Source organism: Bradyrhizobium sp. ORS 86 (assembly GCF_045571475.1).
Taxonomy (GTDB): Bacteria; Pseudomonadota; Alphaproteobacteria; order Rhizobiales; family Xanthobacteraceae; genus Bradyrhizobium.
The window spans coordinates 448637-466289 of record NZ_CP120699.1 but is presented as its reverse complement, the minus strand read 5'-3'; the positions used below and the strand labels follow the sequence as shown (position 1 = coordinate 466289).

Annotated in this window: 14 protein-coding genes; 7 read left to right on the top strand and 7 right to left on the bottom strand. The window is 64.5% G+C overall.

Features of this window, described 5'->3' with window-relative positions; translation table 11 throughout:
* Positions 1 to 342: 342 nt before the first annotated feature.
* Entirely contained in the window at positions 343 to 735 is a 393-nt protein-coding gene (locus tag P6U25_RS02165; protein ID WP_407149804.1) for a hypothetical protein, read from the top strand.
* A gap of 96 nt (positions 736 to 831) precedes the next feature.
* Here P6U25_RS02165 and P6U25_RS02160 read toward each other — a convergent pair whose 3' ends face one another.
* Both P6U25_RS02160 and P6U25_RS02155 read right to left on the bottom strand, forming a co-directional pair.
* Positions 832 to 1014 carry a hypothetical protein gene (locus P6U25_RS02160; RefSeq protein ID WP_407149803.1) on the bottom strand — a complete coding sequence of 61 codons (183 nt, stop codon included), beginning with the start codon at positions 1012 to 1014 and terminating at the stop codon, positions 832 to 834.
* A gap of 95 nt (positions 1015 to 1109) precedes the next feature.
* Positions 1110 to 2117 carry a glycoside hydrolase family 3 N-terminal domain-containing protein gene (locus P6U25_RS02155; RefSeq protein ID WP_407149802.1) on the bottom strand — a complete coding sequence of 336 codons (1008 nt, stop codon included), beginning with the start codon at positions 2115 to 2117 and terminating at the stop codon, positions 1110 to 1112.
* 182 nt (positions 2118 to 2299) lie between these two features.
* Here P6U25_RS02155 and P6U25_RS02150 point away from each other — a divergent pair, with 182 nt between their 5' ends.
* Positions 2300 to 4345 carry an acetoacetate--CoA ligase gene (locus P6U25_RS02150; protein ID WP_407149801.1) on the top strand — a complete coding sequence of 682 codons (2046 nt, stop codon included), beginning with the start codon at positions 2300 to 2302 and terminating at the stop codon, positions 4343 to 4345.
* Between the two features lie 43 nt (positions 4346 to 4388).
* Positions 4389 to 5516 (top strand): pyridoxal-phosphate dependent enzyme, encoded by a 1128-nt coding sequence (locus tag P6U25_RS02145; RefSeq protein ID WP_407149800.1) that lies wholly within the window; start codon positions 4389 to 4391, stop codon positions 5514 to 5516.
* Between the two features lie 181 nt (positions 5517 to 5697).
* Here P6U25_RS02145 and P6U25_RS02140 read toward each other — a convergent pair whose 3' ends face one another.
* Entirely contained in the window at positions 5698 to 6891 is a 1194-nt protein-coding gene (locus P6U25_RS02140) for a serine hydrolase domain-containing protein (protein ID WP_407149799.1), read from the bottom strand.
* Positions 6892 to 7057: 166 nt separating this feature from the next.
* Positions 7058 to 8698, bottom strand: coding sequence for a flavin-containing monooxygenase (locus P6U25_RS02135; protein ID WP_407149798.1), 1641 nt, complete (start codon positions 8696 to 8698; stop codon positions 7058 to 7060).
* A 336-nt stretch (positions 8699 to 9034) separates the two neighbouring features.
* Here P6U25_RS02135 and P6U25_RS02130 point away from each other — a divergent pair, with 336 nt between their 5' ends.
* Entirely contained in the window at positions 9035 to 9937 is a 903-nt protein-coding gene (locus tag P6U25_RS02130) for a helix-turn-helix transcriptional regulator (protein WP_407149797.1), read from the top strand.
* 464 nt (positions 9938 to 10401) lie between these two features.
* Here P6U25_RS02130 and P6U25_RS02125 read toward each other — a convergent pair whose 3' ends face one another.
* Both P6U25_RS02125 and P6U25_RS02120 read right to left on the bottom strand, forming a co-directional pair.
* Positions 10402 to 11436: an aldo/keto reductase gene (locus P6U25_RS02125; protein ID WP_407149796.1), complete on the bottom strand. Its 1035-nt coding sequence runs from the start codon at positions 11434 to 11436 to the stop codon at positions 10402 to 10404.
* A 23-nt stretch (positions 11437 to 11459) separates the two neighbouring features.
* Entirely contained in the window at positions 11460 to 12641 is a 1182-nt protein-coding gene (locus tag P6U25_RS02120; protein ID WP_407149795.1) for an MFS transporter, read from the bottom strand.
* Positions 12642 to 12744: 103 nt separating this feature from the next.
* Here P6U25_RS02120 and P6U25_RS02115 point away from each other — a divergent pair, with 103 nt between their 5' ends.
* Together P6U25_RS02115 and P6U25_RS02110 are read left to right on the top strand one after the other, a co-directional pair.
* Positions 12745 to 13701, top strand: a complete 957-nt coding sequence (locus P6U25_RS02115) for a LysR family transcriptional regulator (protein WP_407149794.1) — start codon at positions 12745 to 12747, stop codon at positions 13699 to 13701.
* 7 nt (positions 13702 to 13708) lie between these two features.
* The gene (locus P6U25_RS02110) at positions 13709 to 14227 is read left to right on the top strand and encodes an SRPBCC domain-containing protein (RefSeq protein WP_407149793.1); all 519 of its coding nucleotides are present in this window, start codon (positions 13709 to 13711) and stop codon (positions 14225 to 14227) included.
* Here P6U25_RS02110 and P6U25_RS02105 read toward each other — a convergent pair.
* Positions 14196 to 14945, bottom strand: a complete 750-nt coding sequence (locus tag P6U25_RS02105) for a class I SAM-dependent methyltransferase (protein ID WP_407149792.1) — start codon at positions 14943 to 14945, stop codon at positions 14196 to 14198. The two genes, P6U25_RS02110 and P6U25_RS02105, sit on opposite strands and share 32 nt — an antisense overlap.
* A gap of 262 nt (positions 14946 to 15207) precedes the next feature.
* On the opposite strand from P6U25_RS02105, the gene P6U25_RS02100 reads away from it, so the two are divergent.
* Positions 15208 to 17583 carry a glucose/quinate/shikimate family membrane-bound PQQ-dependent dehydrogenase gene (locus tag P6U25_RS02100; protein WP_407149791.1) on the top strand — a complete coding sequence of 792 codons (2376 nt, stop codon included), beginning with the start codon at positions 15208 to 15210 and terminating at the stop codon, positions 17581 to 17583.
* The last annotated feature ends 70 nt before the right edge of the window (positions 17584 to 17653 follow it).

The following is a 17653-nucleotide window of genomic DNA, read 5'->3' as shown; positions in this document are numbered from 1 at the left end:
GTTAACGCGAAGGCCCGTAGAATTACGGGTGACGCAACTGTGATCTAGCGCCCAGCAGGCACAGATTGCCGCTGATTTGGCAATGAATCCCGCATATTTGAGTCGAGTTACAGTATTCTTACGGGACGCCGGCCTCTCCATCCCCGTAATTTCACGGATCCGTATTTACCCTCCTGGAACCAGCGTCGATCTGGCTCAAGCGACCGCGGTTCGCTGGAGGAACTGAGTTGGGCGATTGTCAATTTACAGCCCCACGGGCCGCCGCGATGATCCGCCGCCTCGGATAGCCCGCAAGACCCCAACAAGGAGGCAGCGACGATGCGAGGACGACGCAGATCCTGGATGGCCATCGCGGCACTAACCGCGGCGCTGGCATTGGGGGCCGACGTGCAGGCCCAGAGCCCGCCAAGCGCCAATGCGCCGCCGACGCCCGACAACGCGGTCATGGTCACCATCTTCTTCAAGCATGACCAGTCGCGACCGCTGAGCGAACTGAATGCCCAGCTCGAGCGACAGGGCTTCTACAAGGCGTTTCCGCCCGAAGGCGTCGAGGTCGTTAGCTGGTACGTGATGATGGGAATTGGCCAGGTCGTGACACTCCGGCTGCCGGCAGCGCGGCTGCGCGAGGTCAACCGCGTCATCGAGAACAACGCCTGGGGCGCTTATCACACCGAGTTTTATCCGACCTATGACTACAAGGCGGTCGGGATGGAAAACCACGAAAAGGCGAAGTGACGGTGATTTCTCCGCTCAACTGCGAAGGGCCGCGCGCCGGATTTGCTGGCCCTGATCGATCAGAGCCGGCTTCCGCAGCCGGGCGTAACCCGTTCGCTATGCGTGCGCCCGCGAGCGTTGGCTGAGCTTTCTGGCCAGAATCCGCAGATCCTCGGTGCGCCCGCTGCACAGCAGGCGCGTGAATTCGTCGGGATCAATGGAAGCAGGCGGGAAGTCGGCCGATTCGCGCGCGACGTGGCGTAGCCAAATCAATCCGAAGAGACGCTTGAGCATCTTCATGGTTGTTGAGCCCCAATGAGCGTCTACGTTAAATCGCGGTAAGGAGGATTGGTTCCGCTCCCTCCGGGCGCCTCCGCTGATTTTCAGGGCCCCAATCAGGTGAGCAGCGCCTTGCGCTTTCGCACCCGCTCAATGGACCGGCCGATGCCGGCCTGATCGAGCGTGCCATCGGCAAGGTGGGCCACGATCGCTTCCGCAATGGCGGCCATCTCCCGCTCCTGATCGAACAGATTGTTGCCGATGCAGATCATATCCATGCCGGCACCGATCGCCTGCAGGCTGGCCGCGTTGGTGCCGAGCGCCTTTTGCAATCCCTGCATCTGCATGTCGTCGGTGATCAGGAGCGTCTCGGGCAGGCGGCGGCGCAGGCGGCCGATCCCGGCGGATGACAGCGTCATCGGATTGTCAGCATCCCACGGCCGGACGATCGCGTGGCTGACCAGCACGGCGTCGCCATGGGTCTGCGGCGCCAGGGCATAGAACAACTCCTCCTGCTCTGGCCGCAGCGCATCGGAAATATCCATGAACTCCAGATGCGAATCGACCTTCGCACCACCGATCCCCGGAAAATGCTTCAGGCAGAGGCCGACCCGCGCTTGCCGCGCCGCAGCGTCGACGAGGCGCGCATTGGCCGCGACCTCGCGAATGTCGGCCGAGTACGACCGCTTGATGCGACCGATATTCGGATTGTCAGGGTTGTAATCGACGTCGATCACGGGCGCGAAATTGTAGCTGATGCCGAGCTGGCGCAATTCCGCATAGCTTGCGGCCAGGATTTGCTGCTTCTCCTCGATCGGGAGCAGATTGAAATCCTTCGCGCTCGGCATCGGCTGAAAGCCGAGACCCTCCTTGAGCCGGCGCACCAGCCCCCCTTCCTGATCGATGAAGACCAGCGGGCGCGAGGGCAGTGCCCCGATCTCGGCGCAGAGCGCCTGAACCTGCGCGGGCGAGACGATGTTGTTGTCGTATTGCCGGGTCTGGCAGGAATAATCGAACAGGATCACCCCGCCGAGCCCGAATCGCGCCGCAAAGTCCTTCAGCCAGGCCGGGATGACCTTGCCGTAAAAGCCGAGAATGAAGAGTTCGCCGACGGACATCTGCATGAGCTGGGTCCTGCACGCTGAATCAGGTGCGGCATAGTACGCGGAAAGAGCGGTAAGAATATGCTGGCGCACACAGGGCTGGAACGGCGTTCCCTGCGCTCGCGCGCCTATGCTAGAGCTGCCGCACGTGGCCGCCGCGGCTGCCGAGATACGACAGCAAGAAAGAAGACCCGGAAACGCTCATGACACCACCTTACGTCCCGCAAATGGCCCTTTACCGCCAATGGCTGAAGCAGACGCGCGGCCTTGCGTTTGCCGACTTCGAGGAGATGCGGCGCTGGTCGGTCACCGACATCGACGGCTTCTGGCAAAGCATCTGGGACTATTTCGGCATCGAATCGCCGACGCCGCATTCCGCCGTGCTCGCGAGCCGCAAGATGCCTGGCGCGGTGTGGTTTCCCGGCGCCTCGGTGAACTATGCGCGCCAGGTGTTTCGCCATGTCGAGCCCGCGCATGCCGCGGGCCTGCCCGCTCTCGTCTCGAGCGGCGAAGACGGCAAGCTTGTCGAGACGAGCTGGCCGGAGCTCCGGCGCAAGGCGGCCGCGCTGGCGCTACATCTGAAGGCCAAGGGCGTGCAACGCGGCGATCGCGTCGCCGCCTACCTGCCGAACATCCCGGAGACCATCATCGCGCTTCTTGCGACCGCGAGCCTCGGTGCGATCTGGAGCCTCTGCGCACCCGACATGGCTGCGCCGGCGGTGATCGACCGCTTCAAGCAGATCGAGCCGAAGGTGCTGATCGCCTGCGACGCCGTGACCTATGCCGGCCGCCGCCATGACCGGCGCGGCGTGATCGATGAATTGCGAAGCGCGCTACCGACCGTGCAGCATGTCATCCTGCACAGCGAGACGGCGCCCACCGAGGCGCAATTGTCGTCCATCCTCGCAAGCGAGAGCGCCGAGATCGATGCGTTCGAGCCGGAATGGCTGCCGTTCGATCATCCGCTCTGGATCGTCTATTCCTCAGGCACGACGGGATTGCCGAAACCGATCCTGCACAGCCATGGCGGCGTGATCGTCGTGGCGCTGCCGCTCTCGACGCTGCATAACGACATCGGCTGCAGCTATCACGAGAACTCGTTCGGCGAACGCTTCCATTGGTACAGCTCGACCGGCTGGATCATGTGGAACTGCCAGACCAATGGCCTGCTCAACGGCACCACCTGCTGCATCTTCGACGGCAGCCCCGGCGGCGCCAAGGACAAGCCGGACTGGACCACGCTGTGGCGCTTCGTCGCCAGGGCCAAGGCGACGTTCTTCGGCGCGGGTGCGGCGTTCTTTGCCAATTGCACCAAGGCGGAGATCGATCTTGCCGCGGTCGGCGACCTCTCCGCCCTGCGCACGTTGGGCTCGACCGGATCGCCGCTCAGCGCCGACACGCAAGCCTGGTTCAACGACCGCTTTGCCGCGCTCGCGAAACGCAACGGCAACACCGCACAAGCCGACATGTGGTGGGCGAACATCTCCGGCGGCACCGATTTCGCCGGCGCCTTCATCGGCGGCAATCGCGAGCTGCCGCAGATGCCGGGCACCATGCAGTGTCGCCTGCTCGGTTGCGCGGTGGAAGCCTTCGATGAGCAGGGCCGCGCCGTGATCGACGAGGTCGGCGAGCTCGTCTGCACCGAGCCGCTGCCGTCAATGCCGCTGCGGTTCTGGAACGATCCCGACGACGCGCGCTATCGCGCCAGCTATTTCGAGACCTATCCGGACAACTTCGATGGTTCTGGCCGCGGCCCGGTGTGGCGGCACGGCGATTGGCTGAAGATCAACACCGACGGGTCCTGCGTGATCTATGGCCGCAGCGACGCCACCATCAACCGCCACGGCCTGCGCATGGGCACCAGCGAGCTCTATTCGGCGATCGAGGCATTGCCGGAGGTGCTGGATTCCCTGGTCGTCGACCTCGAATATCTCGGCCGCGACAGCTACATGCCGCTGTTCGTGGTGCTGCGTGAAGGCATTGCGCTGGACGCTGCGATGAAGACGAAGATCAACAAGGCGATCGAAGCCGGATTGTCGCGGCGCTTCCTGCCGAACGACATCTTCGCGGTGGCCGAAATCCCGCGCACGCTGTCCGGCAAAAAACAGGAGCTGCCGATCAAGAAGCTGCTGCTCGGTCACCCCCTGGAGAAGGTCATCAACAAGGACGCGATGGCCAATCCGGGATGCCTCGGCTGGTATCTCGACTTTGCAAGGAGCTATCTGGCCAAGCAGGCCGGCGCGGCGTAATTCCACCGCCCGATCGATCCTGCTGTATTCAGGACCTAACGTCATGCCGTCACCCAGCTACATCGATCCGCTCAACGGAAAGCACTATTCGCTGGATGTGCCGCGCTGGTGCTCCGACGAGGGCACTCCGCTGCTGGTGACGCCGCTACCAGGCATCTCCCGCGACGAGATCGATCGCGGGACGCGGTCGCTGTGGCGCTACCGGGCCGCGCTCCCCCTCGAGATCAGCAAGCCGATTACGATGGGCGAAGGCTGCACGCCTGTCGTCGAGAAGGCGTGGGGCGAGTTGCGGCCTCACTTCAAGCTGGAATGGTTCAATCCGACTGCAAGCTTCAAGGATCGCGGCACCACGGTGATGCTGTCGTTCCTGCGCCAGCTCGGCGTCGATGCCGTGCTCGAGGACAGCTCCGGCAATGGCGGCGCATCCGTTTCGGCATACGGCGCCGCCGGCGGGATGCGGGTCAAGATTCTGGCGCCGGTCACGACGTCTCCGATGAAGGTCGCTCAGATGCACGCCTTCGGCGCCGAGGTCCAGCTCGTCGAAGGCCAGCGCGAGGAATCGGAGGCCGAGGCGATCAGGCAGTCGAAGCAGATCTTCTATTCCAGCCACAACTGGCAGCCGTTCTTCCTTCAGGGGACGAAATCGCTGGCCTACGAGATCTGGGAAGACTTCAACTATTCCGTGCCCGACAACGTCGTCATGCCGGTCGGCGCCGGCAGCAGCCTGCTGGGCTGCTACTATGGCTTCAAGGAGCTGCTCGCGGCAGGCCAGATCACGCGGCTGCCGCGCCTGTTCGCCGCGCAGCCGCTCAACTGCTCGCCGGTGGATGCCAGCTTTGCCGCCGGCGTCGACACCCCTGTCAATCGCGAGGTCCGCAAGACCATTGCCGAGGGCACCGCCATCAAGCATCCGCTGCGCTTGAAGCAGATCATCGCGGCGCTGAAGGAGAGCGGTGGCGGCACGGTCGCGATTCCCGAGGATGCAATCATCGCCGCGCTGAAGCAGATGGCACGCACCGGCCTGTTCGTCGAGCCGACCTCGGCCTCGGCCGCAGCCGCCCTCGACGTGCTGAAGGAGCGCGGCGCGATCCGGCCAAATGAGCGCACCGTCGTCATCATCAGCGGGACCGGGATCAAGGCTGCGGGGGCGATCACCGAGCTTCCGGCGTAGCGATTGGCGGGCTCGCTTCACGTCGCCACATGCGATCGCCTGCCGTCGCAGGGCGCCCGGCCAAAAATGTCGAAAACAACCCCATGCAAAGTAGCCGGCGGCAGGCGCACCGTCGTCGGCAAGGAGACCGATCTCTACTCGCAGAGATCGGTCGCCGTGGCCGGGTGCTGGGATAACCGCCCTAACCGGCCTTGCGCAGCTTCAGGGCGTCGTAGAAGGCCGTTTCGAAGTTGATATAGCCGATGAACGATGTCGGATCGCCGAATGGCAGGATCTGGGTGGCCCAGTATCCGCCGAAGCCGTTCCGGCGGTCGATCCAGTAGAACAGGTTGGCAAGTCCGGCCCAGCCCAGCGCGCCGGCGGGGCGGCCGGTCGGGGCTTGCTCGTCATTGATCATGAAGCTCAGCGCCCAGGATTTCGACTGGCCGGGGAAGAACTCGGCATCATTGGCAAGCGAGGTGATCACGCCGGTGATCGCCGTGACCTTGTTGTTGCCGAGGTGGTTCTTCTCCGCCATCCGCACGGTCTCGGCCTTCAAGACACGGCCGTTCTCGCCGGCGCCGTCATTCAGCCACATGCGGATGAAGCGCATGTAATCGCCGATGGTGCCGTAGAGCCCGTGGCCGCCCATGTGGATCTCGGGATTGGCCGGCAGTTCGAAATCCATCGGCGTCAGCGAGCCGTCCGCGTTACGCGCGTGGATTCCGGCGAGCCTGCGACGCATCGCGTCGGTGAGCTCGAAGGTCGTGTCCTCGATGCCGAGCGGCTCGAAGATGCGCGTCCTGAAGACCTCGCCGAGCCTATGGCCGGTGATCGCCTCGACGATCTGGCCGCACCAATCCATGTTGGTGCCATACTCCCAGCGCTCGCCCGGATCGAACAGCAGCGGCGTCATCAGCGACGCCTTGGACGCCGTGATGACGCTCGGCTGCCCCTTCTCCTGCGCGAGCCGGTTGTAGGTGTGGTTGATGAAGTCGTAGCTCAGGCCGGCGGAGTGGACCATCAGCATGCGCGTGGTGATGTCGCGCTTCGGGGCCCGGAGCCGCGGCTCGCCCTTGTCGTCAAAACCCTCGATGACCTGGAGCTTGCCGATGTCGGGCGCGTAGGCCTTGGCCGGCGCGTCGAGATCGAGCTTGCCTTCCTCGACGAGTTGCAGGATCGCCGTCCCGGTGATCGCCTTGGTCGTCGAGAAGATGGCGAACACGCTGTCCGCCGTCATGTCGGCGGCCTGGTCGAGGCGGCGCTTGCCGGCGGCGCCCTCGTAGATGTTGCGATGACGGTCGGTCACCATCGCCACGACCCCGGGGACGCGCGGGTCGGACGTCACGACACCGTCGAGGATTGCATCTGCGGCCGCGGTGAAGTTCGTGCTCATTGTGTTCCTCCCATGTTTTGTTGACCTGCGTAACCCGGATGGAGCGAAGCGAAATCCGGGCTGATGCAGCGTGGCGTCACCGGTCCCGGATTGCGCGGAGCCCGTCATCGGGCGCGCATTCGCGCGCCCCGTTGGCTCCATCTGGGCTACCGGTGTGATCGGGCGCCTATTGCATCGCGAAGCCGCGATAGCCGCTCGCGGCGACCTCGTCGCATTTCTGGCGATAGGTGCCGACGCCGCCGCAATACGACAGCACGCGGCGCGGCTTGCCCGCGACGTTCGAGCCGAGGTACCAGGAATTGGTCTTCGCGATCAGCGTTGCGTTTGCTGTTTCATCGTGATGCGCCACCCACTGATCCTCGGCATCCTTGGTCGGCTCGATGACGATCAGGTTCTTGCCGCGCATATAGTTGATGCAATCGGCGATCCACTCGACCTGTTGCTGCAGACACGTTGTCATGTTGCAAAGCGCGGCCGAAGGCGCGAGCGGCACGGCGGTCGTGAACAGGTTCGGATAGCCATGGACCTGCAGGCCCATGGTGGTGCGGATGTCCCGGCCCCAGTCTTCCCTAAGCGAGCGTCCATCGCGGCCGCGGATGTCGATCCGCGTCAGCGCGCCGGTGCCGGCGTCGAAGCCTGTCGCCAGGATGATGACGTCGAGCTCGTACACGGTGCCATCGGCGGTCTTGATGCCGTCAGGCGTAATGCCCGCGATCGGATTGTCCTTGACGCTGATGATCTCGACATTGGACCGGTGGAAGGCCTCGAGGAAATTCTGCTCCAGCGGCACGCGGTGCGTGCCAAAGCCGTAATCGGACGGGATCAGTAGCTCGCACAGCTTGGGATCCCTGATCCGCTCGCGCATCTTGGAGCGCACGAACTCGGAGATCTCGGCGTTGATGGATTCGTCGAAGAACAGCTCGGCAAAGGACGAAACCCACAATTTCAGCGAACCGTCGTTCCAGCAGTCCTCGACCACCTGGCGGCGCTGCTTCGGTGTCAGGTCGGCCCACGCGTGCTCGAAGTCGAACTCGAATCCGGTAAACGTCTTCGGCAGCCGTTCGGTGAGGAATTTGAACTTCGACTTGTAGGCCTCGGCATCCGACGCATCCCATTTCGGGTTCTTCATCGGGATGATGTATTGCGGCGTGCGGATGAACACCTTGAGACGGCCGACCTCGCCGGCGATCGACTGGATCACCTGGATTCCGGTCGCGCCATTGCCGACCACGCCGACGCGCTTGCCGGCGAGTTCGACCGGCTCCTTGGGCCAGCGCGCAGTATGGAACAGCTTGCCCTTGAAAGTCTCCTGACCAGGGAACGACACGTGCGGGGCCGAGAGCATGCCGCAGCAGGTGACCAGGAACTGGGTGTCGATCACGTCGCCCTTGTCCGTCGTCACCAGCCAGCGTTGTGTCGCTTCGTTGAAATGCGCGCTCTTGACCGTGGTGCCGAACTGGATGTCCTTCTTCAGGTCGAGGCGATCGGCGACGTAGTTCAGCCAGCGCTCGATCTCCGGCTGACCGGGGAACCGCTCGCTCCAGCTCCAGTCCTTGTAGAGCTTCTCGGAGAACAAATACTGATAGGTATGACCCTCGGAATCGAAACGCGCGCCGGGATAGCGATTCCAGTACCAGGTGCCGCCGACGCCGGATGCGGCATCGATCGCCTTCACGTTCAGGCCCAGCTCGCGCAGGCGGAAGAGCTGGTAGAGACCGGCAACGCCGGCACCCACGACCACGGCGTCGCGCTTGTCCGTTGCATGCGCACCATTGCTTCCATTGGACCGTGTGGCGGTCTCACCCATGGCTTCCTCCTGTGTCGATCTCGCACGCCCTTTGTCATCCGCCGTGCAGCGGTCTGACGGTGCGTTGCGTCAAAATGGTCCCGTCCGGACGCGCCGGCCGATGTTTCGGCCGGATTCCGCCGGGACGCAGGAGAGGCTAGGCGGACCCGCATCTGCGGGGCTTGGATGAAACCGACAATCTCTTGAACGCAGCCGTCCAGGAGCCGTTGCCGGCCGGCGACCCGCTTGGCAAACCGCGAAAGCGGCCTATTCTACGTCCCGTTGTCCGTCCAAGAAAAAGCAGCGATCAATCGCGCCTAGGGATGTCCAAGGGATTCCAGGGAGGAGGCTCGCGCGATGGGCCAGTTGATCACGGTCGAGGAGCTGCCGCGCTACGCTCCCGGCGAGCTGAAATTGGATAGCCTGTCAGTCGGCCGGAAGGATTTCCGGCTGCGCATCTTCCGCTATGAGCCGTCGGACATCTGGGTTCCGCCATCGGAAAACTTCCTCCTCGTGGTCTATCGCGACGGCACGACATCAATGAACCGCCGCGTCGCCGGCGCGTGGAAACAGAGTCACGTTGGTCGCGGGGTCACGTCGCTCTTGACCCGCGCCGAACCGTCAAGCTGGCAATGGAAGAACGACATCGAGGTCAGTCATTTCTACATCGCGCCGGCCCTGATGACGAAAACAGCGGGCGAGGCATTCGACCGCGACGCCGAAGCCATCGAGCTGCACGATCTGCTCGGAGCCGAGGATCCGATCCTCACCTGGATCAACGATCAAATGATTCAGGAAATCGCCGCGGGCGGCCCGGGCGGACGGCTTTGCTACGACGCGCTGGCGCTGCAGGCGAGCGTGCACATCCTGCGGAAATACGCGGCAATCGAGTTCAAGACACCCTGCGCGCAGGGGCGATTCCGCCCGGCACATGCCCGGATGATCGAGGACTATATCGAACAGAACATCTTCAGGAACATCACGCTGGACGAGCTGGCGAATGTCTGTCACTGCTCACCGGTGCAGTTCGCGCGCAAGTTCCGCGTGCACTACGGCATGCGGCCGCACACCTATGTCTTGCGACGCAAGGTGGAGCATGCATGCCGGCATCTGCGCAGGGACCGCGTGGCGCTGAAGGAGATCGCGCTGCTGGCCGGCTTCGCCGATCAGAGCCATCTCAACCGCGTCTTCCGCCAGCACATGAACGTGACGCCGGCAGAATATCGCCGGCAAATGTGCGGGACGACGACCGACGCCTGAGGCCGAACCGCGTGCCATCATATGCGGAGGCAGAGGCCTAGCCCGGATGAAGCCAACGGGTCGCGCGAATGCGCGCCCGATGACAGGCTCCGCGCAATCCGGGGCTTTCTCAGCAGTGGATGCATCGTCCCGGATTACGCTTCGTACATCCGGGCTACGGGACTGCTGGACTGGAGATTACCAGAGCGAGCTTGCTTCTTCTCCTTCCCCCTGAAAGGGGGAAGGTCGGGATGGGGGTCAGTCACAGGCGACGCTCCACGCGGAGAGACCAGATCCCCGCCCGCTTTGCTCTGACGAGCAAAGCGACCTCCCCTTTTCAAGGGGAGGTTAAGCCCGCGGCTCGCCGAGCGTGCGGCCGGATCGAGGTCGACGAGGCGCAGTCCGGCGGCGCCTGCATGCGAATGGTGTTTCCGGTGCGCTCGGCCGCAGCGTCATTCAGCGATCTCTCGGCACCTCCGTAGCGCTCAAACGGGCGACGGGTTCAGCCGCGCAAAGCCCTCCTGGATGCGATAGGGGTAATATGGATAAGCTGGCATCACCGCGCTTGCTTGGTCGAGACGCGCGATCTGATCCGGTGTCAGCGACCACCCGACCGCACCGAGATTGTCGCGGAGCTGCGCCTCGTCGCGCGCGCCAATGATCACCGACGACACACCGGGCCGCGTGAGCAGCCAGGCGATGGCGATCTGCGGTACGCTGTGCCCGCTCTCCGCGGCGACTGCGTCCAGCGCATCGACGATCGCATAGAGGCGCTCGTCGTCGACCGGCGGCCCGAACTGTGCGGTCTCATGCAGGCGACTTTGCTTCGGCAGCGGCTGGCCGCGCCTGACCTTGCCGGTGAGCCGGCCCCAGCCGAGCGGACTCCAGACCAGCGCGCCGACGCCCTGATCAAGCGCGAGCGGCATCAGCTCGGATTCGTAGTCGCGGCCGACCAGCGAATAGTAGACTTGATGCGCCACGTAGCGCGGCCAGCCATGATGCTCGGCGATGGCCAGCGATTTCATCAACTGCCAGCCGGAGAAATTCGAGGCGCCGACATAGCGCAGCTTGCCGGCGCGCACGAGCGCATCGAGCGTCGACAACACCTCGTCGATCGGCGTGGAGGCGTCGAAGGCGTGAAGCTGCAGCAGGTCGATATAGTCGGTGCCCAGCCGCCGGAGGGACGCGTCGACTGCGGCAACGAGACGATGTCGCGATGTGCCGGCATCGAGCGGGCCGTCGCCCATCGGCAGACCGGTTTTGGTGGAGATCAGCACCTTGTCGCGGCGGCCCTTGATGGCGGCGCCGAGAATTTCCTCGGACGCGCCGTTCGAATAGACGTCGGCCGTGTCGAACAGGTTGACGCCGGTGTCGAGGCAGATGTCGATCAATCGGCGTGCCTCGTCGACGCCGCTCCGCCCCCATGCCGAGAACAGCGGCCCCTCGCCGCCGAACGTGCCGGTGCCGAAGCTGAGCGCCGGTACTTTCAGACCGGAGGCGCCAAGATTGCGATATTGCATGACTTAACTCCTTCTGATCCGGTTCATTCCGCCGGACACTGCGCCGCCAGAACGGCGGGACGATCGAGGCGCAGGCTCCACAACGCCAGCAGCAGTCCGACCGCGGTGATGAGCGCGGCCACCAGCGGCAGCGCGCCGAGGCCGAGACCGCGATCGATCGTCACGCCACCGGCCCAGGCGCCGAGCGCATTGCCGAGATTGAAGGCCGCGATGTTGAGGCTCGACGCCAACGTGCGCCCTTCCGCGCCGGCGGCTTCGAGCACGCGAAGCTGCAACGGCGCGACGGTCGCAAACGCGGCGATGCCGAGCACGAACAGCAACGCCACGGCCATTGCCTTGATCGAGACGACAGCGGCGAGCGCCACGAGCACGACGGCAAGGCCGCCGAGCGTCACGAGCAGCGCGCGCGCTACTCCCTTGTCGGCGAGCCGTCCGCCTGCGACATTGCCGATCGCAAGGCCTGCGCCGAACACCAAGAGGATCGGTGAGACCGCGGCATCCGAAAATCCGGTGAGCCGCGTCAGGATCGGCTGCACATAGGTGAAGACCGCGAACAGACCGCCGAAGCCGAACACCGTCATGGCCAGCCCGAGCAGGACCTGCGGACGCCCCAGCACCGCAAGTTCCTCGCGCAGCGGCGCCGGCTTGTCCTTGGCTCCGACATGGCCGGGCACCAGCACGGCCAGCACCACGAATGCGATGACGCCGATCGCCGCCACTGCCCAGAACGCGGCGCGCCATCCGAGCATCAGGCCGAACCAGGCACCGAACGGCACGCCCAGCAACGTCGCCACGGTCAGGCCGATGAACATTGTCGCGATCGCGGACGCGCGCTTGTCTTCGGCGACGAGGCTCGTTGCCACCACCGAGCCGACACCGAAGAACGTGCCGTGCGCCAGCGAGGTGAGGATGCGCGCCGCCATCAGCAGCGCATAGCTCGGCGCCAGCGCGCAGGCCGCGTTGCCCAGCGTGAAGATCGCCATCAGCGCCAGCAGCACCGCCTTGCGCGGCATCCGCCGCGTCGCCAGCGTCAGGATCGGTGCGCCGACGAACACGCCGAGCGCGTAACCGGAGATCAGGAGTCCCGCGGTGGAGACCGACACCTGCATGTCGGCGGCGACCTGCAGCAACAGCCCCATGATGAGGAATTCGGTGGTGCCGATGCCAAAGGCACCGGCGGTCAGGGCAAGTACAGCAGCAGGCATGGGTCGCTCCGGAACGAATGGGATTTCCGCGATGCGACATAGCGGTCAGGTTCCAAAAGGATTAGAATGGCCTCAATCCAATCATTTGTGACATGAATTCAATATGGCTCGTCTCGATACCAACCGCTCCGGCGAAATGGATGTCTTTGTCCGCGTCGTCGATCTCGGCGGCTTCACCGCCGCGGCGAACAGCCTGCGCCTGACGCCCTCGGGCGTCAGCAAGCTGGTCTCCCGGCTCGAGACACGGCTCGGCACCCGGCTCGTCAACCGCACCACGCGCAAGCTACAGCTCACCGAGGAAGGCCAGGCCTTCTACCAGCGCGCCCAGCGCATCCTCGCCGACATCGATGAGGCGGAGCGCGAGGCCGCCTCCTGCGTGCCGCGCGGCCACCTCACCGTCAACAGCAACATTCCGTTCGGCATGCTGCACGTGATGCCGCTGCTGCCGCGCTTCATGAGCGAGCACCCCGACATCACGCTCGACCTCGTGCTGACCGACACGCTGGTCGACCTGATGCAGGAGCGCGCCGACATCGCGATCCGCGTCGGACCGCTCGGCGCCTCGCGGCTGATCGCGCGCAAGCTCGGTACGAGCCGCATGGCCGTTGTCGCCGCCCCCTCCTATCTCGCCCGCTTCGGCACACCGAAGACGCCGGCCGATCTCGCCGCCCATCGCGGTATCGGCTGGACCTTTCCACGCAGCATCCGCGGCTGGCCGTTCCGCCGCGGTGAGCGGATCGAGGAAGCCCTGCCACCGCCGGTCGCACGCGCCAGCGACGGCGAGACCGCACGCCAACTGACGCTCGGCGGCATCGGGCTCGCACGGCTGGCGCTATTCCATATCGGCCCCGACATCGAGGCCGGCCGCCTGGTGCCGGTGTTGCAGACTCTCAATCCCGGCGACCGCGAGGACATCCACGCGGTCTATGTCGGCCATGCCGGGCCGTTGCCGGCGCGCGTGCGGGCCTTCATCGATTTCCTCGCCCAACACGTCCGCATCGGCGACCCGGCACTGCGCCATGGCGCAGACGGAAAGTGGAAGATCGCACCCGGCCGGTGAGCATTCAATGAAGGACGTTTCCTCGGCATTTCGGTCGGTCACTGAATCGATCCGCATCGCGGCAGAGCCGATACATGTCTGGAACGCGATCGTCGATCCCTGCGCCGGCGAGACCTGGCGCAACGCCCATTTCAAGACCGATTGGAGGATTGGTGCGGCCATCGAGATCGAAGCGGTGATTGGCGCAAGGCGTTACCGCGACAAGGGATGCGTCATCGACGTCGAACCACCGTCGCGGCTCGCGTACAGCTATTGGTCGCGGGTGTCCGGTCTGCCGGATATTCCCGAGTCCTATTCGACAATTACCATGGCACTTGAAGCCGACGGCAATGAAACCGTGCTGACGGTCACCCAGCACGTGCCGCCGTCACCGCCGCGCCGTGGGGACGGATGGGAGATCGGCGCCGACTCCGGCGCAAAGCATACCGCGTTCTACTGGCGCATGGCGCTGCCGCGCCTGAAGCGGATCGTCGAGGAAAGACTCGCCACGCGTTCTAGACCCGCTTCAGCAAATAGAGGTGCGTGACGTAAGGAAACACCACCTCATCCGCGTCGCCGAGACCGGCCTCGCGCAGGATGTCGTCCGTCTTTGCACGAAGGATCGCCTTCTCGGCGTCCGGAAGGTTGGCGACGTAGCTCGTCGATGCGACGCGCTGGAAGACATCCTGCCGCGGCATGCGATGCGGATGCTCCTGCACGATTTCCTTGTCGAGCACGAAGCGCGGATCTTTCAGGATCCATCGCCAGCGGCCCGTCCGTTGCCGGGGCGCGTCTCCCGCATAGTGTTCGATCATGCGGGACAACGCATCGACCCATGGCGTGCGGTCATCCCTGTTGTTCCAGACCAGCGCCAGCGTTCCGCCAGAGCGCAGCAGCCGCGCGATCTCGGCGACGGACGGCTCGTTGTCGAACCAATGGAAGGCCTGGGCGCAGGTGACGAGATCGACGCTGCCCGTTTCCAGGCCGATTGCATCGGCGCGTGTGTTGATGACCTCGACGATCGCTTCCGTCGCCAGCCTGGCGGACATCTCCGGCACGGGCTCCACGGCGATCAGGCGCGCGGTCGAACACAAATGCGGAAGCAGGAGGCGGGTGAACTTGCCGGTTCCGGCGCCGAGATCAACGACACAATGCGCGGCCTGAAGCGGCAGCGCGGCGACGATATCAGCCGGATAGCTGGGCCGACCTGCTTCGTAAGCGCCGACTGCGACACGATAATTTTCTGCCGTGGGGTTCAGTGTCATTCCGCGTCTCCCTGCGAGTCATGGTGTGCCGTGAGGCCCGGCCGGACGGTATAGAGCAACGGACACGCCGAACTGGAAGAGCGCGTCGATTCAAGTTTCGCTGATATACGTCACCTTTGCGTCATAGCGCCACGCGACATGAGTTGATGCGGCAATTTGTGGTTGCCAGTCACGGGTGATTGGACGAAGCTTCTTGAAGGCGGACGGAGTCAGTTGCGCTTGCGCCGGACAAGGCCAGTCCCTCTTCCGCACCGGAGCAACCATGCCACGATCCAGGGCAGTCTTCATCACGGGTATCATCTACGCCTTGATAGGCTTGGTCCTTGCCGGCGGCGGCATTTGGCTCGCCGCATTGGGTGGGTCCATCTTCTACGTTTTCCTCGGCGCCGGCATTATCGCCACGGCTGCGTTGTTGCTGGCGCAACGCCGTTCGGCACTCTGGCTGTTTGCGATCGTGCTGATCGGCACGCTGGCGTGGGCTGTCTACGAGGTGCGATTCGACTGGTGGCCGCTCGCGGCACGCGGCGACGTCATCTTCCCGATGGCGCTGTGGCTGCTCACGCCAGTGATCGTTCGCGGACTGGTGCGAAACGAGCCGGTATCGTACGCGCGCGCAACAGCCCCACTCTGGGTCGGAGTGGTGGCGGCTGCGACCGTGCTCGTGGCCGGGCTGCTGTCCAGCTATCACGATATCAACGGCACGATTGCCGAATCCGGCTCCCCCGTGCCGCAAAGCGAAGCCGATCCGCAACCGGATGGTGATTGGCGTGCCTATGGACGCACGCAATTCGGACAGCGCTATTCGCCGCTGAAGCAGATCACGCCGGACAATGTCGGCAACCTCAAGGTCGCCTGGACCTTCCGCACCGGCGACATGCCGACACCAAACGATTCCGGCGAGACCACCTTCGAGGTCACCCCGATCAAGGTGCGCGATACGCTCTATCTCTGCTCGCAGCACCAGATCCTGTTTGCGCTCGACGCCAAGACCGGCACGGAGCGCTGGCGATACGATCCCAAGCTGACATTCAACAAGACGTTCCAGCACATGACCTGCCGCGGGGTCTCCTACCATGAGACCGCGCCTGGCGCCGTCGACAGCAGCGGCAGTCCTGCGCCCGCCGAATGTCCCCGCCGGATCTTCCTGCCTGTCAATGACGGCCGCATGATCGCGCTCGATGCCGACAGCGGCAAACCCTGCGAGAGCTTTGCCGATCACGGCATCCTCGACCTGCAGCAGGGAATGGGCGACAAGACGGCCGGCTTCTTCGAGCCGACGTCCCCGCCCGTCGTCAGTGACAGGATCCTGGTCGTTGCCGCCGCCGTGATCGACAATTACGGCGTCGACGTACCGTCGGGCGTGGTGCGCGGTTTCGATGTCTACACCGGCAAGCTGGTTTGGGCCTGGGACTCGGCCGCGGCGGACGAGAATGCGCTGCCGTCGCCGACGCGGCACTACACCAACGGTTCGCCGAATTCCTGGATCACGGCCTCGTTCGATCCGAAACTGAACCTGGTCTACATCCCCACCGGCAACAATGGACCGGATATCTGGGGCGGCAATCGCAACGCGCTGGTCGAGCGCTATTCGAGCTCCATCGTTGCGCTCGATATCAACACCGGCAAGCGCGCCTGGTCGTACCAGACCGTGCATCACGACCTCTGGGACATGGACGTCCCCTCGCAGCCGAGCCTGGTCGACATCACGACGGCCAAGGGCGTGGTGCCCGCGATCATCCAGCCGACCAAGGTGGGCAACATCTTCGTGCTCGACCGCAGAAATGGCGAACTGATCGTGCCGGCGCCGGAACGTCCGGTGCCGCAGGGCGCCGCGCCCGGCGACCACTCTGCACCGACGCAGCCGTTCTCCGAACTGACCTTCCGCCCGGAGGCGAAGCTGACCGGCGCCGATATGTGGGGCAGCACGATCTTCGACCAGTTGCTGTGCCGGATCATGTTCCATCGATTGCGCTACGAGGGCACGTTCACGCCGCCGTCGTTGCAGGGCACGCTGGTCTTCCCGGGCAATCTCGGCATGTTCGAATGGGGCGGCATCGCGATCGATCCTGTCAGGCAGATCGCGATCGCCAATCCGATGTCGCTGCCGTTCGTGTCGAGGCTCATTCCGCGCGGCCCGCAAAATCCTCCGGCGCCGACGGCCGAAAAGCCTGTCGGCAGCGAGGTTGGGGTACAGCCGATGTACGGCACGCCGTTCGGGGTGGATATCTCGAACTTCCTCTCGCCGCTCGCCGTGCCGTGCTACAGGCCGCCTTGGGGCTCGATGGCCGCGATCGATCTCAAGACCATGAAGATCATCTGGCAGCATCCCAACGGCACGATCAGGGACACCACGCCACTGCCGCTCCCCTTCAAGATGGGCGTGCCGATGCTGGGAGGACCGATCACCACCGCCGGCGGCGTCGCGTTCTACACCGGAACCTATGAATACACGATCCGGGCCTACGACGTGCGCGACGGCAAGGTGCTGTGGGAAGATCGCTTGCCCGCCGGCGCCCAATCGACGCCGATGAGCTACGAGGCCGACGGCAAACAGTATGTCGTCACCGCGGCCGGCGGCCACGGCTCGTTCGGCACCAAGCGTGGCGATTATGTGATCGCCTACGCCTTGAAGGATTGAACCACGTCATCGGGCCGCAATCTTTCTTCCCCTTCCCCTGAAAGGCAGGGCCATCGCATATGCCGCCTTG